Here is a 23,238-nt window from a genome sequence, read left to right as displayed (position 1 = left end):
TTTCATAAATTTGTCAAATTTTATATAAAAAGCAGGAGATAGCTCCCCTGCTTTAAAATTATTTAGAAAATTTTGGTTCAGAAAACGCTGTAAGTTTTGGTGCTTCATCGCCTTGATATTTTTTGATATTTACAAGAGCTGTGTGGCTGATGTTGCCATTTGCTAGCTTACTTGTTGGGATATCTATGGTTAGCACGTTTGCAGAGCCGTTTTTGCAGATGCCACTATCAAATCCGTCATACCAAGCGCCCTCAGCTAGTTTTACAACGCCCTCTTTGATGTTTTTAGTGACATGAGCACCTGCCAAAACCTCGCCACGAGCGTTAAATACACACACCAAATCACCAGTTTTTACGCCAAGCTCTTTTGCGTCATTTTCGTTTATCCACACTGGCTCGCGGTTAGCGATAGCATACTTCTCACGAAGTGAAGTTTGGCTTAGCTGTGAGTGCAAGCGGTCAGTTGGATGAGCGCTTATCATGTGGTATTTCGCAGGTTTATCTTTCATGCCTAGCCACTCGATCGGCTCAAACCAAGTTGGGTGCGCTTTGCAGTCATCATAGCCCATTTTCTCGATCGTATCTGAGTAAATTTCGATAAGACCGCTAGGAGTTCCAAGAGCGTTTAGCACAGGATCTTCTCTAAATTCGCCAAGTCTTACCCAATTATCACTATCTTGAGATGAGGCAAATGTGACTGGTTTGTTTTCATTCCAAAACTCTTCAAATGGCTTCATGTCGCTTGCAAGCTCAGGGACGGCCTTTACTTGAGCGTAGGCTGCGTCATAAAATTCTTTGATCCAGTCAAATTCGTCTTTGCCGTTATCTGTGTAGGCTATGACTAAATTTTTAGCATAAGCCTTGCAAAGGTCAGTGAAAATTTGATAGTCATCTTTTGCTTCGCGGTATTTTTCAACGACTTGTTTCATCGGCACGATGTTCATGTTTGAATAATCACCTGTCATCGTGATGTCGTTTCTCTCATACTCTGTAGTGACTGGAAAGACGATATCAGCCATCTTTGCTGTCGGTGTCCAGTAAGCTTCGTGAACGACAACGGTTCTAGGCTTTCTCCACGCTTTTAAATTTGTATTAGTATCTTGATGATGCACTAGTGGGTTGCCACCGACCCAGTAGATAAAGTCGATGTCTGGGTAGGTGATCTTTTTACCGTCGTGATCTATCACTTTGCCAGGGTGAAGCAACGCATCAGCGATACGAGCTACTGGAAAAGCGTAGTTGGTTGCTTTTTGTAGCCAGCTTTGACCTGTGCCTGCTACTGCGGCTGCTTTTGCGACGAAGCGACCGTGTTTGTCAAATTCGCCCGTATCAGTGCCGATAAACTCGCCTTTTTCGTTAAATTTACCCACACTTGCGCTATTTACGCCGCCGATGACTGCACCTTTGCATGTTGGTGCGCCGCCGTTTGAGTAGTGGTAGCTTAAGCCAAAGCCTCCACCTGGTAGGCCTATCTGACCGATCATCGCTGCAAGTGTTACCATCGCCCAGTGTGGTTGCTCGCCGTGATGAGCGCGCTGCATGCCCCAGCCACTCATTAGCATCGTGCGGTTGCTTACAAATGTATCAGCTAGCTCTTTTAAAGTATCTTTGTCGATGCCACAAATTTTGCTCGCCCACTCTAAATTTTTAGGAGTGTTGTCTGTCTTGCCAAGTAGATATGGGAGGAATTTATCAAAGCCATAAGTGTAGTTTTCGATAAATTCTTTATCGTATTTGCCACTTTCATATAGGTAGTGCATCATGCCTAGCATCATCGCTGTGTCAGTGTTTGGCACTGGAGCGATCCACTGAGCTTTGTCAAAGTATTGTGCTGTTTCAGATCTGATAGGATCGATCACGATCACTTTGATATCTTTTTTGTTTTTTAGTTCTTCAAAGTATTTAAAGCCTTGCTCATCAGTCGCTGTCCAAGCTATGCGAAGTGTCGCAAGTGGGTTTGCGCCCCATATGACTACGACTTTTGAATTTTCTAGCACGACTGGCCAGCTAGTTTGCTGCTCATAAACCTCGATACTACCTACAACGTGAGGCATGATGATCTGGCTAGCACCTGTTGAGTAGTCACCTAGTGAGCCAACAAAACCGCCACTAAGGTTCATAAATCTATGAAGTAAAATTCTTGAGTTATGCACATTGCCGCTTGATTTCCAGCCGTAGCTACCTGCAAAAACGCTTTGTAATCCCTTTTGCGCTCTTGTTTTTTTAAGCTCTTTAGCAACTAGCTTGATCGCGTCCTCATAAGGCACCTCGACCCACTCATCAATGCCACGAAGCTCTGGTTTTGGGCTATCTGGGTTTTGCAAGTAGCTCTTTCTTACCATTGTGTGCTTGATACGACTTTTGTAGATCATATCTGGTGTGTAGTGTTGAAGTGGGTTATAAATTTCACTTGTCTTTTGAATAGGCTCTGACTTTACAGCGATGCCGTTTTTGGTTGTCACTTTTAGCATGCCCCAGTGAGCAGCTGTAAGAGTTTCGCCATTTTTTACAACACCCTTTTTAACCTCATCAGCAAACAAATTTGAAGCTGTTACGCCTGAAAGCAAAGGTGTAGCTGCAAGCGCTGTTGCACCTTTTTTTAGAAAATCTCGTCTGTTCTCGTTCATTTTTTCTCCTTATTTGCCTAAATTTACGTCAGATGAGTGTTTTTGTAGGTACTCGATAACTAGCCACTCGTCTTTTTTCTCTATTGCGGTTCTGCCGATCATTGATTTTAGAAGTGACGGCCATTGATTTGCATTAAAATGCGTAGTTTGAGGCAACGCATGGCAAACGCCGCAACTCTCTTTATACATCTTGTCAGCTTTTGCAAACATCGCGTTTACATCAGTGCTAAAGCCATCTTTTTGAACGAAAACTGTCGTTTCTACCTCGTTCCATTTGCCGTTTTTGCCCTCTTTTATCACTTTGATATCAAAAGGTGCAGTTTTTGCAAATGCTACTGAGATGATCCTCGCGCCATCAGCAAAATAAACTACGTTGCTAACGGCTGGGTTTTGATAGCCTTTTACTTTGATCTGCGCTCTGTCGCCACTTGTTTGCAAAATTTCAACTGCGTTGGTTGGTAGCAGCCTGCCTATGCTCTTAGCTGAGTTTGCGTCAGCATATACGTCCTTTACGACATCTGTGTAGTTCATACCTGCACCAAATGCAGCACAAGCTACGATGGCTGATAGAATAATTTTTTTCATATTTCTCCCTTCAAAGTGAAATTGTCAAATTCTAGGGGCTTTTTGATTAATTACAAATTAAAATTAAAAAAATACTTTAAGAATAACGCAGAAAAATTTATTTAAAAATGAGTAAAAACACGCCAGATACGATAAGGCAAACGGCTAAAATTTCTTTTAAATTTAGCCTCTCACCAAGAAATATGACAGCCAAAATGATAGCCAGCACGACGCTAAATTTATCAACCAGCGCTACCTGATAGACCTTGCCTGCTTGCATAGCTTTAAAATACATAAGCCACGAAAGCCCAGTTGCCATGCCACTTAGTATGAGAAAGAGCCAGTTTTTTGGGCTTAGCGAGCTTAACGGTTGCCATTTTTTAGCCACGCTTAAAAGCAAAACAAGCATCAAAATGACGACGATCGTTCTTATAAATGTCGCAAAATCGCTGTCGATATCTTTTACGCCTAGCTTTGCAAAGATCGCTGTAAGTGCAGCAAAAACAGCCGAAAGAGCTGCGTAGATAAACCACTCTGGCATCTTTATCCTTATAAATTTAAAGGGGCAAATTTGCTTCGCCCCAAGCTAAATTTATCCCTCGTAATCACCAAGCATATCAAGCGTAGGAGCAAAATATAAAGCCCCAGTTACTGGCGTGCTAAAGTCAAGCAGTCTATCTGAGTTGCCTTTTGGCTCGCCGATAAACATCTTTTTAAGCATAAGCTCAACCGTTGAAAATGTGCTAGCATAAGCGATGAAGTAAGTGCCTGTTTTGCTGCCTTCAGTAAATGGCATATTGCCACGCACAACCTTTTTATCGTCGCCGACATTTGCAGCAGCTGAGTGTGAATTTGTAGGTTTTACGCTCTCGTCCATCTCGATGTCATACTCTTTTGAGCGGCCTATAACCTTTTCTTGCTCGCTTACGCTTGTGGCGTTCCACTCTTTCATTTTGTGGAAGTATTTTTGAACAAAAACGTAGCTACCGCCTTTAAATTTAGCGTCCTCTTTGCCGACTTTTGCAAAAAGATCTCTATCTTCGCCATCAGGGTTTTCAGTGCCATCGACAAAGCCGATGATCGCCCTGCCGTCGTGATACTTAAAGCCTTGAGTTTCGTCTGTAAGCTCTGCAAATTTAAACAAAACTTCTTTGATATTTTGCGCCATGTCAAAGCAGTCAGCCGCATTTAGCGCGCGGATGTGGATGTGGATATCGCCCTTTGTGCTAACAGCCTCGTGTTTGTCGCCTTTGATCGCTTTAAAATTTACAAGCTCTTTTGGCAATTCTTTTGAAATTTCAAGTTTTTTCCAAGCATCATGACCCACGCCAAGGACGCAATTTACATTTTCATTTGCGCCAAATCTAACTTTAGCAGTTTTGTTTAAATTTACAACCAAAGCACAAAGCTTAGCAAAGCCCTCTTTACATGCCTTTTTGTCGCCTTTTAAAACCCATGTTTGAAAGACTGTGTTGTTGCCAGGTGCTTGTGTGACCTCTTGTGAATTTACACTCATTTTTTCTCCTTTAAATTTAATTTTTATGCGATATTTTCTAAATTTAATTGCTCGTTGATCTGCTCGTCGCTATCGTCAAAGACAAACTCGACCTTGTTTGCGCCAAAGCTCTTAGCTATCGCTTCAAGCGTGTCACGAGCTGATTTGTGAATTTTACTTTGAAGCTGCGAGATAAGGCGAACGCTCATCTTTTTTACTTCGTTTCTTGCCTCTTCTATGAGCCTGTTTTTGTCCTCTTCTGTAAATGTGCTACCAAAAAAGCCATTTAGCGAGTCAGGCAGCAAAAATGGTATAAATTTGCCATTTTTTTCGTCGTAAAATTTCATATCGGCGATTGAAAATTTATACTTACATGGGGGCATTTTTATCTTGTAACTAGAGTTTGCGATCTGCATGATCTCGAGCTTTGGGCTAGTTAGATCGTAGATGAAATTTATCTCAAACTCAAATATCATCGAAAGCTTCTTCTCGCTTACCAGCCACCTTAGATACTCTTTGCCAAAATTTCCAAACGCATGGTCGGTTTTTGTGACGATCTCTTTGCTATAAACTTGAAAAACAGATAGCTCACCTATGCTTTTAAGCTGCGAAATTTCCGTGCTGACTGAGACATTTTCGCTATCGTCTTTTGCCTTTTTTAGCGCCTTGTTCGACCTATAAAATGCAAATGCCAAAATAGCTAGCAAGATAGCTAATATCAAATTTGCGTATTCGCTCATATTTTCTCCTTTAAAGCCCGCATTTTATCCTAAATTTGTAAAGCAAAAGAAATTTATCACTCTGGCAAGGTGATAGGGCTCTTATAAGGCATGTGAGCTCCCACTATCTTAGTAGTCTCGTCCTCCAAGCCATCAAGCACCTTTTCTCTTGTTTTGGCAGCTTGCACTGGATCTACATCATAAGTGATAGATATGCTTGGCTCGACCTCTTGCACTGCTAGGACGTGAAGAAGGTCAGCTATAAAGATGATCTTGTCGTTATCTGTCTCAAAGCTTATCATGTTGTGCCCTGGAGTGTGGCCGTAGGCTGGGATAGCCATGATCTTTAGAGCCCCGTCAAATAGCGGCTTTTTATGGTCAAAAAAGCTCTTATCGTCCTTATAAAGCGATAAAATTTCTTTTGTCCTCTCATCTTTGCCCTTCATCCAGTAGTCCCACTCCTTTTCATCTATAAAAAGCTTGGCATTTTTAAAAGTCTTTTTGCCGCCATCTATGAGCCCACCTATGTGATCAGGATGAGCGTGCGTGATGATGACGTAGGTTAGATCCTCTGGCTTTATATTGCCAAAAGTTTGCAGATCATACTTTAAATTTTCCAAGCTATCTTCATAGCCGCTATCTATGAGCGCTGTGTAGTCATCGCACTTTGCAAACATTACGTTGTGTTTGTTTGGTAAATTTTTAGTATTTGCCACAAGCTCTTTTTGCGCCTCATCTTTGGCTATTAGCTTATCTACTGGCGCGTCAGTCGTCTTTAGTGAAAATACATAAAGCTTGCATCCACCCATAGATCCTATCCATACTTGATCATTTTGTTTGCCAACCACCTCATCATCGGCACAAAAAGCTAAAGTGCAAAACAACGCAAGGCTCAATAAACTCTTTTTCATATCTCATCCTTGAATAAATTTGCGAAATTTTAGTCCTGTAAATTTAATGAAAGTTAATGCTCGCTACTTTAAAAGGTAGCGAGCTTATAAATTTAGAAGAGTTGAGTAAAAGAAAAGCCGTTTTTATTAAGCGTATCTTTAATCTTTTCTTGATGCTCAAGGCCCTTTGTCTCAAGCGTGATAGTGATGCTTGCATCGCCGTAGTCAAGCTTAGTAGAGAAGCGGTCGTAGTCGATCTTGACGATGTTTGCATTTGCCGATTTTAGACTATCAGTTAGGCTCATGAGCGCTCCTGGCTTATCTACAAGTGTGATTTGCAAGGTCATCTTGCGGTGAGACTTGATAAGACCCTTTTCGATGATGATAGAAAGCACTTGAACATCGATATTTCCACCACTTAGCACCACGCCTATCTTTGCGCCTTTTTTAAATTTGATCTTATCATGCATAAGTGCTGCCACGCCAGCTGCGCCAGCTCCTTCAACCACGATCTTTTGCGTCTCTAGCAAGAACAAAATCGCAGTTGCAATCTCCTCGTCATCGACCTGTACAAACTCATCCACGCACTCAACGATATTTTTAAGCGTTATCTCGCTCGCATCACGCACAGCGATGCCATCGGCTATGGTGCGAACTGACTTTGAGTTTATGCTCTTTTTAGCGCCGTAGCTATTAAACATCGCTGGAGCACCCTTTGCGCCGACGCAAACGACTTTGGTTTTTGGATTGACTTGTTTTATACAGCTTGCCACGCCGCTAGCTAAGCCACCACCGCCAACTGGCACTACAACCATATCAAGGTCGCTTATCTCATCAAGCATCTCAAGCCCAACAGTGCCCTGCCCTGCCATGACGTACTCATCGTTAAATGGATGAACAAAGGTCATATCTTTTTCTTTGGCGTAATTTACTGCAAATTCATACGCCTCATCAAAGTTATCACCTTTTAAGATCACTTCAGCGCCAAGATCCTTTGTGCCAGCTACCTTTAGAAGTGGGGTTGATTCTGGCATGACGATGCAAGCATGCACGCCAAATTCTTTTGCACTTATCGCAACGCCTTGAGCGTGATTGCCAGCGCTTGCAGCCACGACGCCACGTTTTCGCTCCTCATCGCTTAGGCTAGCTATTTTATTGTAAGCGCCTCTTATCTTGTAAGCTCCAGTTCGTTGTAAATTTTCCTCTTTTAGATAGACATTTGCGCCTAAAATTTTGCTAAGTTTTGCACTTAGCGCAAACGGAGTTTTATTTACAAAGTGACCGATCGTTATCTTTGCTTGGATTATTTTGTTTAATGAAACCATTTTTAACTTTCCTTTTAAAATTTATCTTTTGCCTCTAGTAACACGCCACACTCGATGTGATGAGTGTTGGCAAACTGATCAAAGAGCGCAAATTTTATCACTTTATGGCTTTTAGTAAGCTCATTTAGATTTTCTTTTAATGTCTCTGGATTGCACGAGATGTAGATGATGTTTTTGAAATTTCTAATGAAATTTATGACGCTTTCACTTAGCCCTGCGCGTGGTGGATCGACAAGGACGTGAGAGAAGTTAAAATCGCTTAAATTTATCTCTTTTAGCCTATTAAACTCCCTAACGCCAGCAAATGCGCTCATCAGCTCATCAGCGTCCATTCGCAAAAATTTGATATTTTTAGCCCCATTTAGCTCGCAGTTTTTAAGGGCATTTGCGATCGAGCTTTTTGAAATTTCAGTGGCAAGGACGTTTTTAAATTTAAACGAAAGTGGGATAGTAAAATTTCCATGTCCGCAGTAGAGTTCCAGCAGGTCAGCGCCACCTTGCACGCACTCTTTTGCCCAAGCTATCATCTTCTCATTTACCGCTTTATTTGGCTGGATAAAGGCATTTTCACTTAGGCTAAATTTATAAATTTGACCTCCGACATTTAGCTCATCAACTAAATTTAGCTCACCACTTAGCAGCTTTTGACCGCGAGATCTAGCTAAGATCATCACATCAAGCTTGCTAGCTAGAATTTTCATCGCTGCCTCAAACTCACTATCAAGCCTTTTATGATAAAGAAGCGTGACCAAGGTGCCACTTTTACAGGCGATAAACTCCACTCCAAAGAGCTTTGCGCGTAAAATTTCATCATTTTGTAAATTTTCAAGTAGCCTTGGCATGAGATGTGAAATTTGCTCGCAAACCTTTGGACACTCATCTATAAAGACCCTTTTGCCCTTCTCGCTTGCGTGCATCGTGTAGCTAAGCTTGCTATCTTCGTGCCAGATGCCAAACTCAGCCCTCGTGCGGTAGTGCTTTGGGCTTGAGCTAAAAACATCAAATTTGCCATCATAAAATGGGGAGAAATTTTGCTTAATAAGATCAGTTTTAAATGAAATTTGCTCACTATAAGGGGTAAAAAGAGTGCATGATCCGCACTCTTTTAGGTATTTGCAGTCCAAATTTATGCCGCTTTCTCTTCGACTTTTTTGCCTACAAATCTAACCAAAGCCCAGATCGCTAAAAATCCGCAAGGAAGTGCGATCCAAACGCTAAGACCAAGTGCGACAGGCAAGTAGCCAACAAGCACACAAACCGCGCAAACGCTAAGTGCATAGATCATCTGTGTTGAGACGTGATCGATGTGGCTGCATCCTGCGCCCATTGATGAAAGTATCGTAGTATCTGAGATCGGCGAGCAGTGATCACCAAAGATAGCGCCCGTTAGAACGCTTGAGATATTTACTATCATATAAGCGTGCATCGCATCGCCATCTAGGCCGTAGTTTTTGCCCACTGCATAAGCTAGCGGGATAGCAAGAGGCATCAAAATGCCCATCGTGCCGTAGCTGGTGCCTGTTGAGAAGCTGATAAATGAGCCAAGGATGAAAACAGCCACTGGCAGGATAAATTTAGGCGTTGAGTCACTTAGCAAATCAACCAAATATCTTGAAGTGCCAAGCTCTTTTATAACCGCGCTAAGGCTCCAAGCAAGAAGCAAGATGACGACCGTGATGATCATAGTTTTCCAGCCCTTTACCCACGTGCTAATAGCCTCTTTTACATCAAAAATTTTGCGCCAAACGCCCATCGTGATAGCTACGATACTAGCGAGCAATGCTGCTTGAAATAGCGATGTAGCAGAGTCAGCTGCGCCAAAAGTATCTTTAAATGTTGAAAATGAAAGTGGATTTGCAAGTGCATTTTTAAGAGTATCGCCCTCAAGTGCAGCAAGACCGCTAAAATAAAAGCTAGTAAATGCGCCGATAACTAGCACAAGAAGCGGCACTATCGCATTTGAAGCGCTTAGTTTTACGCCCTCTTTTGGCTCGAGAGTCTTATCTTCAAGGTCTTGAATTTGAGTTTTGCCTGAGTGAAGCTCGCCTCTTCTAGCGCGTCTTTCAGCTGCTAGCATAGGGCCATACTCGCGTTGCATCAAGGCTGTGCAGACTATGAAAAACAAGATAAAGAGGTTGTAAAATCTATATGGAATGGTCTCGATAAATATAGAATAAGCGTTTATGCCAGTCTCGCCGATAAGCTCGTAGCCCTTTTCGATGAGCGAAACCTCAAGTCCGACCCATGTAGAGATGATAGCGATACCAGCAATCGGTGCTGCTGTAGCGTCGATGATGAAGGCTAGCTTTTCGCGGCTGATTTTAAATTTATCGCTTATTGGTCTCATGATAGGACCAACGATTAGGGCATTTGCGTAGTCATCGAAAAATACAAAAATACCCATAAGCCAAGTTGAAATTTGAGCTGAAACGCCAGTTTTTGCCTTTTTGCTAAGCCAAAGAGCAACCGCTTTTGTGCCGCCCATCTTTGTGATAAGTGCGACCACACCGCCTATACAAAGCACTTGAAGCAAGATACCAGCATCGGTGCTATCAGCCATCGACTCAACCACTCTTGAAACGATGCCTGTAAAGCCTTTGATGATGCCCATAAAGACATTTTCATTGATGATATTTATGAGAAACGTTCCGCTAAAAACACCGATAAATAGCGACAATATAACGTCTTTTGTGATAAAAGCAAGCGCTATGGCCACAACTGGCGGTATAAGCGTGAAAACGCCGTAAATTTGCGCGTTTCTTTTGGCGACTTCTGGATCAACGCCAAAAAGTACGGCACTAAAAAATAGTAACAATAAAATTTGTCTCACATAAACTCCTTAAAATTTTTCTATCGCAAGTCCAGCCCAAGTCTGCGTGTTTGCCATGACTTCGACCCTGTTTATATTGACACTTCCAGGCATATTTAGACAATTAACCAAAATCGTCGCGATATCCTCAGACGTGATAAAATTTGTATTTTCATAAAGACTATCAGCCTTTGCCTTATCGCCCTTAAATCTAACCTCGCTAAATTCAGTCTTACAAAGACCTGGCTCGATGTTTGTCACCCTGATATTTGTGCCAACTAGATCGTTTCTTAAATTTAGACTAAACTGCTTTACAAAGGCCTTTGTAGCGCCATAAACGTTACTACCAGGATACGGCCACGAGCCAGCTGTTGAGCCAAGATTAAAGATATAGCCCTTTTCTTGCTTGTAAAGTAGCGGCAAAACGGCTTTTGTAGAGTAGATAAGACCCTTTACATTTGTATCTATCATCGTCTCAAAGTCCTCTACCTTTGCGTCTATCGTCTTTTCTTGTCCCAAGGCAAGTCCAGCGTTATTTACAAGCACTTCGATATCTTTAAATTTATCAGGCAGGCTATCAACTGCGTCAAAAACAGCCTTTTTATCACGTATGTCAGCTACGATGATGTGCGTATCGCCAAGCTCACTTGCTAGCTTTTTTAGCCTATCTTCGCGCCTTGCAAGAGCTACTATCTTGTAGCCCTCTTTTGAGAGTCTTCTAGCGATCGCCTCGCCAAAGCCAGATGTCGCACCTGTCACAAAAGCTGTCTTTTTCATATCTCTTCCTAATTAAAATTTGGCTTTAAGCCAAGATCTTCTAAAAATTTAATATTTTTTTCGTTTTTATCTTTAATCGCATAATCAAGCGCGTTAAATCCCGCATCATCAGTGGCGTTTATATCAGCGCCGTTATCTATCAAAAGCTTTAAAATTTCAGGCGTTGCGTGAGCTGCTGCATGCATAAAAACGCTTCTGTTTGTATGCTCTAGGCCGCACGTATCCTCTACTTGCATCATGCCTAAATTTATCATATTCATCTTAGACTGCTCGTCGATGTAGCTCTCGTTTGCATTGGCTCCGCTCTTTAGCAAAAGCTCGCAAAGAGGCGCATCCTCAAACTGCACAGCATAAAAAAGCGCACTTTTGCCAAAGAAATTTTTGTGATTTACATCGGCTCTATTTTTAAGCAAAATTTTCACATTTTCTAAATTTTTAAGAGCAAAAAATAGCGGCGTTTCATCGCCTAAATTTACGTCAGCCCCGCGCCTTATGATCTCTTCTATCATCTCGCTACTTTTGTCATTTAGCAGTGCGATATCAAGTAAATTTGTAAGCTCTGCGGTGGTGAAATTTTTAGAATAAAGCAAATTTGCAAGCTCGTCTTGACTTAGCTTTTGAGCCATCATCTTTTGCTCAGAAGTTAAAATTTTAGCTTTATTTACATTTTTGCCAACGCTAAAGCTTAAAAACTCATTTATCACGCTAGTTGCGTAGTAAGCGGCACTTGCACTATCAACGCCTAAAGCCTCATAAAATTTAACCAGTGGAGTTTGAGCATTTTTATAAGCTTCGCTGAATTTTTTATATTTTAAGAAGTTAAACAAACTCTCATTCGCCCAGTATCTAAAATACTCCATTTGAGCATCTTTTTGAGCCTCAGCCGCTTCTGGCTTTGCAAGCTCTTTTTGATATATTTCAGGAGCAAATGAGGCTTTTAGCAAGATCCATCTAAATTTATTTAAATTTTCTCTATAAACGCCCTCGCCAACGCAGCTTTGGGATTCGCTTCTAACAGCCACACTCGCATCAAAAAGCTCTTTTACCTCTTTTAAATTTAAAAGCGAGCCATCGCAATAAAATAGCCCCTCATTCGCATAAGCAAGCTCGTTTGGAGTAGTTTTAAAGCTCTCTTTTTTAGCAAGATCACCGCACTCTAATGCGTGTAAATTTACAAAAAGAAAACTGCTAAAAAAGAGAAAAAAAGCTACTTCTTTCATCAAAGCTCCTTAAAATTTCGCGATATTGTAACAAATTTATATACTAAACTCGCTTATTTCATTAAAATTTAGGTATTTATAAATTTGATCTTTGTTTAAACTAAGACTATCTCTTACTATTTTTTTATACTCACTAACGCTTGGCAAACGCCCTAGTAGCGCGCATACAGCGGCTAGCTCGGCACTTCCTAGATAGACCTTTGCGCCCATGCCCATTCTGTTGTCAAAATTTCTTGTCGATGTCGAAAAGACGACGGCATTATCATTTACCCTTGCTTGATTGCCCATGCAAAGCGAGCAGCCTGGCACCTCTGTCCTAGCATTTAGCCTTTTAAAAATTTCATAAACTCCCTCGTCCTCAAGCGTTTTTTTATCCATTTTAGTTGGCGGCGCGATCCAAAGCCTAGTAGTAAGCTTGCTCTCACGCTCTAAAATCCTAGCAAGCGCCCTGTAATGGCCGATATTTGTCATACAGCTACCCACAAAGACCTCGTCGATGTTGTGTGCTCTTTTGCTATCAGCTAAAATTTCACTCAGTGTCGCCACATCGTCTGGGTCGTTTGGACAGGCCAAAATCGGCTCATCTATCTGAGACAAATCAATCTCTAAAATTTCAGCATATCTTGCGTCCTCGTCGGCTCTTAAAAGAGTTGGGTTTTCTAGCCATTTTTGCATCTTCTCTTTTCGCCTCACAAGCGTTTCATGGCTCTCATACCCAGCTTTTATCATAGCGTCTATTAGCGCAACGTTTGAGCGAACGTACTCCACGACGCTAGCCTCACTTAAATTTACCACACAAGCAGCCGCCGAGCGCTCAGCCGAAGCGTCACTTAGCTCAAACGCCTGCTCCACTTTTAGACTCTCTAGCCCTTCTATCTCTAAAATTTTGCCCGCAAAAATGTTCTTTTTATTCTTTTTCTCAACGCTTAAAAGCCCTTTTTTGATAGCAGAATAAGGTATCGCATTGACAAGATCACGAAGCGTCACGCCCTCTTTTAGCTCGCCTTTAAATTTGATCAAAACTGACTCTGGCATATTTAGTGGCATCATACCAAGCACCGCCGCAAACGCCACTAGGCCGCTTCCTGCTGGAAAGCTAATGCCAATAGGAAATCTCGTGTGACTATCGCCGCCAGTGCCCACCGTGTCAGGCAAGACCATGCGGTTTAGCCACGAGTGGATGACGCCGTCGCCTGGTTTTAGGCTCACGCCACCACGAAGCGTCATAAATTTAGGCAAGCTCTTTTGCATCTCAAGGTCGCTTGGCTTTGGATAAGCAGCCGTGTGGCAAAAGCTTTGCAAGACAAAATCCGCCCCAAAACTAAGGCTAGCAAGCTCTTTTATCTCATCTCTAGTCATAGGCCCTGTGGTATCTTGCGAACCAACGGTCAAAATTTCAGGCTCCACGTATGCCCCAGCTCTCACGCCAGCCTTGCCGCAAGCCTTGCCGACCATCTTTTGAGCGAGCGTATAGCCACCGCCTAGCTCTTTTGGCTGATCTGGCTTTATGAAAATTTGCTCCTCGCCAAGTCCCAAGGCCTCTCTAGCCTTTTTAGTCACTTGCCTACCTATCATCAAAGGTATCCTACCCCCTGCTCTTATCTCGTCACTTAGGGTGTTTGGGCTTAGTTTAAAGTTTGCCACGAGCTTTTTTTCGTTGCCTGCAAGCTTATAAATTTCGCCTTTAAATGGATAAATTTCTATCTCATCGCCCATTTCTAGCTCATTTACGTTTGCAACTATCGGCAGTGCGCCGCTATCTTCAGCGGTGTTAAAAAATATCGGAGCTATGGTCGTGCCGATCACGATACCGCCCGTTTTTTTGTTTGGCACGCCTTCTATCTCATCGCCAAGGTGCCACTGGATCGAGTTTATACCACTCTTTCTGCTGCTGCCAGTGCCGACCACGTCGCCAACATACGCCACGCTCTTGCCGCGACTTTTTAGCTCTTTTAGGACTTCTAAGCCCTCAGGCATCTTTTTAACCAGCATCGCCTTTGCGTGAAGCGGTATGTCAGCCCTTGTATAGGCCTCGCTTGCAGGGCTTAGATCATCAGTATTTGTCTCGCCAGGCACCTTAAAAACCACTGCCTTTATGCACTCACTAAGTGGCTTTTTATGCGTAAACCACTCCGCGTTTGCCCAAGAAGCAAGCACCTCTTTTGCAAATTTATTGCTATTTGCTAGCTTTGCGATCTCGTCAAAATGCTCATGCACCAAAATGATATTTTTTAGCTCATTTGCCGCAGCTTGCGCGATAGTTTCATTGCTATTTTTTAGAGCTCGCACCAAAATTTCTACGTTATATCCGCCAAGCATCTTGCCTAAAATTTTAATGGCACGAACTGCATCAAGGCCGTCTATTTTAAGCCCTTCTATCACCTCGCCAAGAAATTCCGCCTTTATCTTTGCCGCGTCATCAACGCCTGGATTTACGCGATTTGTGAGCAAATTTATAAGAAATTTTAGCTCGTTTTGCGCCTTTTCATCGCCGCTAGAGTCGCCAGCAAGTCTCATTAGCTCGCAAATTTCGCTTGTTTGCTTGGCATTTAGCGCAAGCGGTGGCACGCCCTCTTTTTCTCGCTCACTCACATGTTTTTCGTAGTCGGTAAAAAAGCTCATAAATTTCCTTTGTGATTTTGCTCGTTTTTAGTCCAAAATCGCTGATTTTGCTTGCATTTTATCAAAAAGCAAAACAATCTAAAGTAAAATTTGCCCAAAATTTCAAATTTCAAGGAGCAAATGTGTCAAAAGCCTACCTAAAATCGCCCATTGGAATTTTAGAGATCGTTGCTAGCGAAAATGGAATTTGTGAGATAAATTTTGTAGATAAATTTGAAAAAGTAGCGGTAAAAGATGAAAATTTAAAGCTTTGTTTAGATGAACTAAAGGCTTATTTTAAGGGTGAGCTTAAAAAATTTAGCGTTAGACTTGATCTAAAAACGACCAAATTTAGAGCCAAAATTTATGAAAATTTGCAAAAAGTGCCGTACGGCGAAACGACCACATACGCTGCTCTTGCACTTGCTGCGGGCCACAAAAACGCTTACCGCGCAGCGGGATCTGCAAACGCCAAAAACCCACTGCCTATCATCATCCCCTGCCACAGGGTGCTAGCCAGCAGTGGCCTTGGTGGCTACTCAGGCGGCGAGGGTCTGCCAACTAAAATTTGGCTTTTAGAGCACGAAGCAAGGCATAAATAAGCCAAATGCAATATAAATTTTGCTTAAAAGTGCCTCTTAAACCGACGAGCCAACCTCTTTAAATTTATCAACAAAATGCGAGATCTCATCGATCACTTTTTGCCTGATTATTGGATAGTTTTTATTTAAAGGGCTGATCTTAGGCAGTATCTCGCCTATTTGCGTTCCACTCTGGCTAACAAAGCCGTTCTTTAACGACGAGCTTATAAACCTTCTTGCTCCAGCCTCGTCTAAATTTAAAGAAGTGATAAGCTCGTCCGCCTCTTTTTTCATCACAACTTTTGCAAATTTAAAAAACTCTTCTATCACGCTGGCTCGGTCTTTAAATTTATCCAAGTCGCTTTGGTTTATAAAATCAACTATCAACCCCTCTTTTGAGCGGTTTTCCAAGCTCGAGCGGATGATGCGACGCACCTCATCAGTAAGTGCTGCTTTATCTTTTATCTTTTTATTATGCTCAAATATCAAACCCAAAATATAGTCTAAATTTATCTCCTGAGATTTTAGTAGATCAACCTCAAATACCACGTCATCCCAGTTTATCCTCTCTTTTTCCTTCTCTTCGCCAGCCTTTTCTTTTCTTAGCCACTCTCTTATATCATTATATGTCCCACGGTAGTCTTGCAAAGCCCTTGCATTTGGCACTTTTATGCTTTGCATCTCTTTGATTTGTTCATCGCTTAAGCCAAATTTATCCCTAAACTCATAAACTGCTTTTTCATCGTCTAAATTTACCTCTTGCAAAGCTCTTAGAGCCACAAATTCATCGTAGTTTTGCAAAGCATTTTCCACCCTTAGATACTCTCCAAAAAGCTTTACAAATTCTTTCTTGTCCTTTTGCGTCTCTATCTTAGTAGGATCAGGGAATTTCGCCTCTAGCTCGCTTACTACATCTACAAAGCCCCTTCTTGCCTCGCCAGATACCGCATCTGTAAAGCCATCCATATACTCTTTATAGCTTTTTTCGAGTATGACGCTTTTGGTGCTTCCTTTACCAAAAAGAGTTATAGCATCTTCTGTCGCTTTTTCTAGGTCTCTAAATGTCACGATGTTGCCAAAAGTTTTTGTAGCACCATAAATTCTATTTGTCCTAGAGTATGCTTGTATGAGCCCGTGATAGCGTAAATTTTTATCCACAAAGAGCGTGTTTAGACAAGGCGCGTCAAATCCTGTCAAAAACATGCCCACAACTAAAAGTAGGTCGATCTCTTGCTTCTTTGTGCGCTCGCTTAGATCTCGGTAGTAGTCTTGAAACGACCCACCATCAACGCTAAAATTTGTCTTAAAGTAGGCATTGTAGTCTTTTATCGCGCTATTTAAAAACTCTTTTGAGCTAACGTCCATCGCCTCTGGCTCAAAGCCCTCGTCAGCTATCTCACCAACCATATCTTGCTCTTCATTTTGTGAAAAAGAAAATATTGTCGCTATCTTTAAAGCTCGCTCTTTGTTACTTTGTAAATTTTTAAACGCTTCATAATAAAGCTTTGCTGCATCTACCGAGCTTACTGCAAACATAGCGTTAAAGCCCTTGCCACTTGCATTTAAGCGGTGAGTTTTTTGATGAAATTTCTCTAGCACATACTCTGAAATTTCTTTGATACGCTCAGGGTGCAAAAATGCACTTTTATTCTCAGCCGCACTTAGCTTTAGCTCGTCTTTTTCTGTCTCTATGCTCTTAAATTTAGGCACGACGTTGTTATAATCAACCTTAAATTTAAGCACCTTCTCATCTCTTATGGCATCAACTATCACATATTCATGAAGCGAGCTTCCAAAGACACTTTGCGTAGTCTCTGCTCCGATGGCATTTTGAGGAAATATCGGTGTTCCAGTAAAGCCAAACTGATAAAATTTCTTAAATTTCTTCTTTAAATTTTTCTGTGCTTCGCCAAACTGAGACCTGTGGCACTCGTCAAATATAAAAACAACCTCTTTTTGATATATGCTTAGATCATCTTCGTTTTTCATAAGGTTGTTTAGCTTTTGTATAGTTGTTACGATGATCTTTCCGTCATCTTTTTGAGTGTTTCGCTTTAGCTCTGCTGAGCTAACTGAGCCATTCACGCTATCTTTTGAAAATTTTTGATACTCCTTCATAGTCTGATAGTCAAGGTCTTTTCTATCCACCACAAAAAAGACTTTATCTATAAATTCAAGCTGCGTAGCAAGCCTAGCCGCCTTAAAGCTAGTTAGCGTCTTGCCAGATCCTGTCGTATGCCATATAAAGCCGCCACCCTCTGGCTTTGCGTAGCATTTAGCATTATGCGAACTATTTATCTTCCAAAGTATGCGCTCAGTCGCTGCTATCTGATAAGGACGCATTATGAGCAAGGTGTTATTTGTATCAAAGATGCAGTATTTGCTCAGTATGCTAAGAAGTGTATTTTTCGCCAAAAATGTAGCTGTAAAGTCCTTTATATCTTTTATGGCTTCGTTTTTTGAATTTGCCCAGTTTATAGTAAAGTCAAAGCTGGTTTTATCCCGCTTGGTTGTGTTTGCAAAGTATCTTGTATCTGTGCCATTTGAGATGATAAAAATTTGCAAGTATTTAAAGAGAGAATTTGATGAGTTAAAGCTCTCTTTGGAGTAGCGATGAATTTGATTAAAGGCTTCTCTTATCGCCACGCCTCGCTTTTTAAGCTCTATTTGCACAAGCGGCAAGCCATTAACAAGTATAGTGACATCATATCTGTTGTGCGATGAGCCAGTTTGCTCAAACTGATTTATCACCTGCAAGCTGTTTTTAGCGATATCTTTTTTATCGATAAGGCAGATATTTTGTTTATACCCATCATCAAAAGTAAAGTCATATATATGATCGTCTTGTATCTTGCGTGTCTTTTCTATAATGCCATCGTTTGGCTTGTCGATATACTCTTCAACTAGCCTTTTCCACTCAGGCGAGCTAAATTTAACATTATTTAGCCTCTCTAGCTGCTCTTTTAAATTTAGTAAAAGTGCCGTTTGAGAGTTTATATCTTTTTTATACTCATAGCCTTGTTTTGCAAGATCATCTATAAGCTCACGCTCCATATCCACTTCGCTTTGGTAGCTTGAAGACTGAGGCAATCTCTCATATTTATCTAAAACGATGAAATTTTCAGACTCAAGTATAATTTTACTCTCTATCATTTTTACGCCCTTATGCTCTCATTTTTGGTTTGAAATTTAAAAGTAGCTCTCTGTAATGCTCATACTGCTTGCGCCTTAGCTCTATCTCTCGTGGCAAACCCTCAGTTATAGAATTTACAAGCGTATCAAATTTATCTAAGATATCAACGACCTTTTGCTGTGTTTGAAGTGATGGGACGGGGATTAAAATTTTTGACATATCAGACGCAGATACATCAATAACCTTAGTTCCTTTAGCATACTTTACTTTCTCATTGTAAAAATAGGCTGTTTGTGAAAGATATACAAAAAATTTTCCCAAAAGAGTATTTTTAGGCTTTAAAATAGTTGCATGCCCACCAGTAACAGCCTGCTCCTTTCCAAGATACACAACAGCCTTTCCAACATCTTGTAAATTTTCACTAGTATTAGTAATTACAACGTCCCCAAAATTAACTTTTTTTAAATTCCTTGCCGTATCAACCGAAACAAAAGATTTAGTCTTGCTAGCAAACGTTCCATAATACGTATAAATTTGACCATAATGTATCGCAGGAACTCCGCTCTCCACAAAGTCCTTCTTTTGCAACCCATTGCCACGTATCAGCTCACAAATTTCTCCAAGCATTTTTAGCTCACACCCTCCCCCATTTTTATCAAGCTCGTCAAAGCTTAAAAGAAAGTCGCGATAAAATTCATACTGCTTTTTCCTAGCTGTAAGCTCTGCTGTAAGCTCTGCTGTAAGAAGCGTGAAAGAGTCCAAGATACGGACTATTTCACGCTGCACTTCCATCGGAGGCACAGGAAATTTTACTTTTTTAAGTTTAGCCATATCAACTGACGGAAAAGAACTAGAATTTGTATTTTGCTTGCACCATTCACAAATTTTAAAGAAATAATAAAAGACAAACTCGATATCAAGTTTGTCTTTTAGCAATTCACGTATTGTAAAAGACGTGAATTGCTGATTCATTAAAAATGAATCAGCGATTGCGAGCGCGTGCTCGCCTATAGTCGCGGTGGTCGCGACTATAATTGAATTTTTAGGGATTAACTTACCTCCCTTCACAGCTTTAGGTGTTATTTTTTGTATGGACTCAGATAAAATTCTACCATTTTCGCGTATATCCTCCATTCTATACCAAGGTATGGTTCCATTTTCCCAAAAATCTTTGTTTGCTTTTGAAGGTGTATAGCCATTTTTCATAATAAAAACTTCTTCTACCTCCATAAATTCAACCCCATCAGGACAAAGCTCATTTATAAGATCAAAAATTTTACTCATCTCTCGCCGTCCAGCTCTATCTGCGCGATGATGTCATCTATCTGTGAGCGTAAATTTGAGATCTTAGCCACAGTCTCTTTTATCTGTAAATTTAGCTCGTTTATATCTATCTTTTCGCGTGTATCTTTTGGCTCGACATAGGAGCTAACTGCTAGGTTGTAGTCATTTTTAGCGATTGTGTCATTATCCACCGATGTAGCTACGTGAGCGATCTCTTCTTTGCTAGCAAAAATTTCTACTATCTTTTTAATGTGCTCACTTGTTAAAACGTTATTGTTCGTTCTTTTTTCAAAAAACTCACTAGCGTCTATAAACTGCGTTTTGTTTTCACTTTTGTGCTTTGAAAGCACAAGGATATTTACAGCGATCGATGTGCCGTAGAAGAGATTTGGCGCTAGGGCGATGATGGTTTCGACGAAATTTTCTTTTACAAGATACTCACGTATCTTCTTTTCTGCGCCGCCTCTATAAAAAATGCCAGGAAAGCTAACGATAGCAGCTCGCCCTTTTGCAGAAAGGTAGCTAAGAGCATGCATGATAAAGGCAAAGTCTGCCTTGCTTTTAGGCGCTAGCACGCCAGCTGGAGCAAATCTAGCATCATTTATAAGTGTGGGATCATCGCTACCGATCCAGTTTATAGAGTAAGGAGGGTTTGAGACGATGGCGTCAAATGGCTTATCATCCTGAAGCTTTGGGTCTAAAAGCGTATCGCCAAGCTCTATGTGAAATTTAGAGTAGTTTATGTTGTGTAAAAACATATTCATGCGAGCAAGGTTAAATGTCGTGTGATTGATCTCTTGTCCAAAAAAGCCCTGCTCTACCTCATGCTTGTCAAATCTCTTTTTAGCTTGCAAAAGTAGCGAACCAGAGCCACAAGCTGGATCGTAAATTTTATTTACACTTTCTTGTCCGTGCATGGCTAGCTCAGAGATGAGCTTTGAGACATTTTGCGGAGTGAAAAACTCACCACCTGACTTACCGGCATTTGCGGCGTAGTTTGAGATGAGAAACTCATAAGCATCGCCAAAAAGATCGATGTGGTTATCTTTAAAGTCACCAAAATCAAGCCCAGCAACTCCGTTTAAAACAGCAGCAAGCCTTTTGTTTTTATCTGCGACGCTATTGCCGAGTCTGTTGCTAGTCGTATCAAAGTCAGCAAAAAGTCCTTTGATGTCTTGCTCTGACTCAAACCCAGCGGCTGAACCCTCGATACTTTTAAAAATTTGGTCTAGATCGGTATTTAAATTTTCATTATTTGAGGCATTTTTTACGACATTTTTAAAAAGCTGACTAGGATAGATGAAGTAGCCCTTTTCTTCTATGATGACCCTTTTTTGCTCGTCATCTATCTCATCATCACCCATGCTAGCGTAGTCGATGCTCTCGTCTCCAGCCTCTATGTAGTCGGTAAAATTTTCGCTGATAAATCTATAAAACAAAGTTCCGAGGACATACTGCTTAAAGTCCCAGCCATCAACAGCACCCCTTACTTCATTTGCGATGCTCCAAATTTGATTTTGTAAGGCTTTGCGTTGTGCCTCTTCGCTCATTTTATCTCCTTTAAATTTCCTTATAACCGACTATATTTAGCCCAAAACCAGCTAAGCTTACAAATTCTTTATTTTTATTTGAGCTTAAAAGCTCGATATCCTTTACGCCAAAGTGATTTAAAATTTGCGCTCCGATGCCGTAGTCTTTGCTAGTGTTTGAGTTGTCACTATCTAAAAAGATCAAAATTCCACCATTTTGGCTTAGAAATTTGATAGTTTTTAAAAGCTCGTCATATTTTGGACTACTCAAAAGCTCGTGATCGGCAAGGATCTTTTGAAATTTGACATTTGCCTTGCTCTTTGGCTCGCCAAAAAGATAAGCTGAGTGGATTTTGCCTTTGTGATCTGTAATATCGTATCTTATAGCCGCGCAGTCTGCGATCTTGACGTCACTTTTTTCGCCAACTCTTATGAGGCTTTCGTGGCTTAGCCTATACTCAACCAGATCAGATACGCTGATCATATTTAGTCCAAATTTCTCGCAAAACTCCTCTAGATAGTCGCGTCTTGCCATTGTGCCATCTTCTTTTACGATCTCACATATCGAAGCCATCGGAGCAACACCTGCAAGCTTGCAAAGATCGACCGAGCCCTCGGTGTGGCCTGTGCGAACAAGCACGCCGCCATTTTTGGCGATAAGTGGGAAGATGTGTCCTGGGCGCACGAAGTCCTCAGGTTTTGAGCTGGCCTCTGCTGCAAGCCTGATCGTCATATCGCGCTCATATGCGCTCACGCCTGTTGTTGCGTCTTTTGCGTCGATCGTAACCGTAAAAGCTGTCTCGTGGCTCGATGTGTTTTTAGCCACCATTAGCGGCAGGTCAAGCCTTTTTGCATTCGCCTCGTCCATCGCAAGACAGAGCACGCCCTTTGCGTGAGTGATAGCGAAATTTACCTTTTGCATGTCGCTACTAGCTGCTGAAAAGACTAGATCGCCCTCATTTTCGCGGTCCTCGTCATCGACCATGACGACCATTTTGCCATTTTTTATATCTTCAATCGCTCTTAATACGTTTTCAAGTGCCATAATTATCCTTTTATAAATTTTTACGATTATATTGATATTTTGATAACTAAGAGATAAAAATAATATTTTTTCTTTGTCGGTAATCACTTTTGAGAAAAAATAGAATTTACACCAAAATTTAAGCTTTTAAGGTTGATATTAGCCATTTGGCAGGATAAATTTATATCATATAGACATAAAAATTTAAACGTATGTTTGTGCGATAAAACAAATTTTGACTTTAAATTTTTAAATATGCCTTAGACAAAGACAAATTGCTATTTTAGTTCATTAATGACGATATGAAAGATAATTGAAATTTACATTAAATAAAAAAGTATAGTTTGATAAGTAGGTTTAAAAATTTAAATATTTTTATTTAAAAACGCGAGCCAAATTAGGCTCTCATCGTTATTTTAGCTATAAAAGTAAAAAAATTTTAATAGAGAAAATATATTCAATCTGTTTTAAAGACAATATTTTATGTATTATTTTACATATTATTTAATAGAATATTTTTATAAAAACTTTGCATTAAATTTAAAAAGACAAAAAATAAAAATAGATATGAAAAATTTAAAGTAGATGGCGCAGCGGACGGGGCTCGAACCCGCGACCTCCGCCGTGACAGGGCGGCATTCTAACCAACTGAACTACCGCT

Annotated in this window: 17 protein-coding genes; 1 reads left to right on the top strand and 16 read right to left on the bottom strand. The window is 40.9% G+C overall.

The window, feature by feature from the left end; translation table 11 throughout:
- Window positions 1-58 precede the first annotated feature (58 nt).
- From FZ945_RS10775 to FZ945_RS10720, 12 genes are all read right to left on the bottom strand, one after another.
- A complete protein-coding gene (locus FZ945_RS10775) occupies window positions 59-2,626 on the bottom strand; it encodes a molybdopterin-dependent oxidoreductase (RefSeq protein WP_148803084.1) in 2,568 nt (855 codons plus the stop codon).
- Between the two features lie 9 nt (window positions 2,627-2,635).
- Entirely contained in the window at window positions 2,636-3,211 is a 576-nt protein-coding gene (locus FZ945_RS10770) for a cytochrome c (RefSeq protein ID WP_002942837.1), read from the bottom strand.
- Window positions 3,212-3,308: 97 nt separating this feature from the next.
- The gene (locus FZ945_RS10765; protein ID WP_021085058.1) at window positions 3,309-3,731 is read right to left on the bottom strand and encodes an EamA family transporter; all 423 of its coding nucleotides are present in this window, start codon (window positions 3,729-3,731) and stop codon (window positions 3,309-3,311) included.
- A gap of 51 nt (window positions 3,732-3,782) precedes the next feature.
- On the bottom strand, window positions 3,783-4,706 hold the full coding sequence (locus FZ945_RS10760; RefSeq protein WP_009293961.1) for a Dyp-type peroxidase: 924 nt from the start codon (window positions 4,704-4,706) through the stop codon (window positions 3,783-3,785).
- Window positions 4,707-4,729: 23 nt separating this feature from the next.
- Complete coding sequence (locus tag FZ945_RS10755; RefSeq protein ID WP_002942821.1) at window positions 4,730-5,425, bottom strand: DUF4230 domain-containing protein; 696 nt, start codon at window positions 5,423-5,425, stop codon at window positions 4,730-4,732.
- A gap of 56 nt (window positions 5,426-5,481) precedes the next feature.
- Entirely contained in the window at window positions 5,482-6,315 is an 834-nt protein-coding gene (locus FZ945_RS10750) for an MBL fold metallo-hydrolase (RefSeq protein WP_148803082.1), read from the bottom strand.
- A 92-nt stretch (window positions 6,316-6,407) separates the two neighbouring features.
- Window positions 6,408-7,619, bottom strand: coding sequence for a threonine ammonia-lyase (gene ilvA, locus FZ945_RS10745; RefSeq protein ID WP_002942811.1), 1,212 nt, complete (start codon window positions 7,617-7,619; stop codon window positions 6,408-6,410).
- 14 nt (window positions 7,620-7,633) lie between these two features.
- Window positions 7,634-8,743 (bottom strand): tRNA (uridine(54)-C5)-methyltransferase TrmA, encoded by a 1,110-nt coding sequence (gene trmA, locus FZ945_RS10740; protein WP_148803080.1) that lies wholly within the window; start codon window positions 8,741-8,743, stop codon window positions 7,634-7,636.
- Between the two features lie 2 nt (window positions 8,744-8,745).
- Window positions 8,746-10,449 (bottom strand): Na+/H+ antiporter NhaC family protein, encoded by a 1,704-nt coding sequence (locus FZ945_RS10735; protein ID WP_148803078.1) that lies wholly within the window; start codon window positions 10,447-10,449, stop codon window positions 8,746-8,748.
- Window positions 10,450-10,458: 9 nt separating this feature from the next.
- The gene (locus tag FZ945_RS10730; protein ID WP_148789295.1) at window positions 10,459-11,205 is read right to left on the bottom strand and encodes an SDR family NAD(P)-dependent oxidoreductase; all 747 of its coding nucleotides are present in this window, start codon (window positions 11,203-11,205) and stop codon (window positions 10,459-10,461) included.
- An 8-nt stretch (window positions 11,206-11,213) separates the two neighbouring features.
- Complete coding sequence (locus FZ945_RS10725; protein WP_148803076.1) at window positions 11,214-12,425, bottom strand: ankyrin repeat domain-containing protein; 1,212 nt, start codon at window positions 12,423-12,425, stop codon at window positions 11,214-11,216.
- Window positions 12,426-12,461: 36 nt separating this feature from the next.
- On the bottom strand, window positions 12,462-15,047 hold the full coding sequence (locus FZ945_RS10720) for a bifunctional aconitate hydratase 2/2-methylisocitrate dehydratase (protein ID WP_148803075.1): 2,586 nt from the start codon (window positions 15,045-15,047) through the stop codon (window positions 12,462-12,464).
- Between the two features lie 122 nt (window positions 15,048-15,169).
- Here FZ945_RS10720 and FZ945_RS10715 point away from each other — a divergent pair, with 122 nt between their 5' ends.
- Window positions 15,170-15,628, top strand: coding sequence for a methylated-DNA--[protein]-cysteine S-methyltransferase (locus FZ945_RS10715; protein ID WP_148803073.1), 459 nt, complete (start codon window positions 15,170-15,172; stop codon window positions 15,626-15,628).
- Between the two features lie 36 nt (window positions 15,629-15,664).
- On the opposite strand, the gene FZ945_RS10710 is transcribed toward FZ945_RS10715, so the two are convergent.
- From FZ945_RS10710 to FZ945_RS10695, 4 genes are read right to left on the bottom strand one after another with little or no spacing between them, the layout of a single operon-like run.
- Complete coding sequence (locus tag FZ945_RS10710) at window positions 15,665-18,760, bottom strand: type I restriction endonuclease subunit R (protein WP_148803071.1); 3,096 nt, start codon at window positions 18,758-18,760, stop codon at window positions 15,665-15,667.
- Window positions 18,761-18,770: 10 nt separating this feature from the next.
- Entirely contained in the window at window positions 18,771-20,024 is a 1,254-nt protein-coding gene (locus FZ945_RS10705; RefSeq protein ID WP_148803069.1) for a restriction endonuclease subunit S, read from the bottom strand.
- A complete protein-coding gene (locus FZ945_RS10700; protein ID WP_148803067.1) occupies window positions 20,021-21,574 on the bottom strand; it encodes a type I restriction-modification system subunit M in 1,554 nt (517 codons plus the stop codon). The genes FZ945_RS10705 and FZ945_RS10700 overlap by 4 nt, the downstream gene beginning before the upstream one ends.
- A 10-nt stretch (window positions 21,575-21,584) precedes the next feature.
- A complete protein-coding gene (locus FZ945_RS10695; RefSeq protein WP_148803065.1) occupies window positions 21,585-22,598 on the bottom strand; it encodes a bifunctional 3,4-dihydroxy-2-butanone 4-phosphate synthase/GTP cyclohydrolase II in 1,014 nt (337 codons plus the stop codon).
- Window positions 22,599-23,238 lie beyond the last annotated feature (640 nt).

It is taken from the genome of Campylobacter concisus, from assembly GCF_902460535.1.
Taxonomy (GTDB): domain Bacteria; phylum Campylobacterota; class Campylobacteria; order Campylobacterales; family Campylobacteraceae; genus Campylobacter_A; species Campylobacter_A concisus_AS.
The sequence above is the reverse complement of the archived record's forward strand: the minus strand, read 5'-3'. Positions and strand labels throughout refer to the sequence as shown.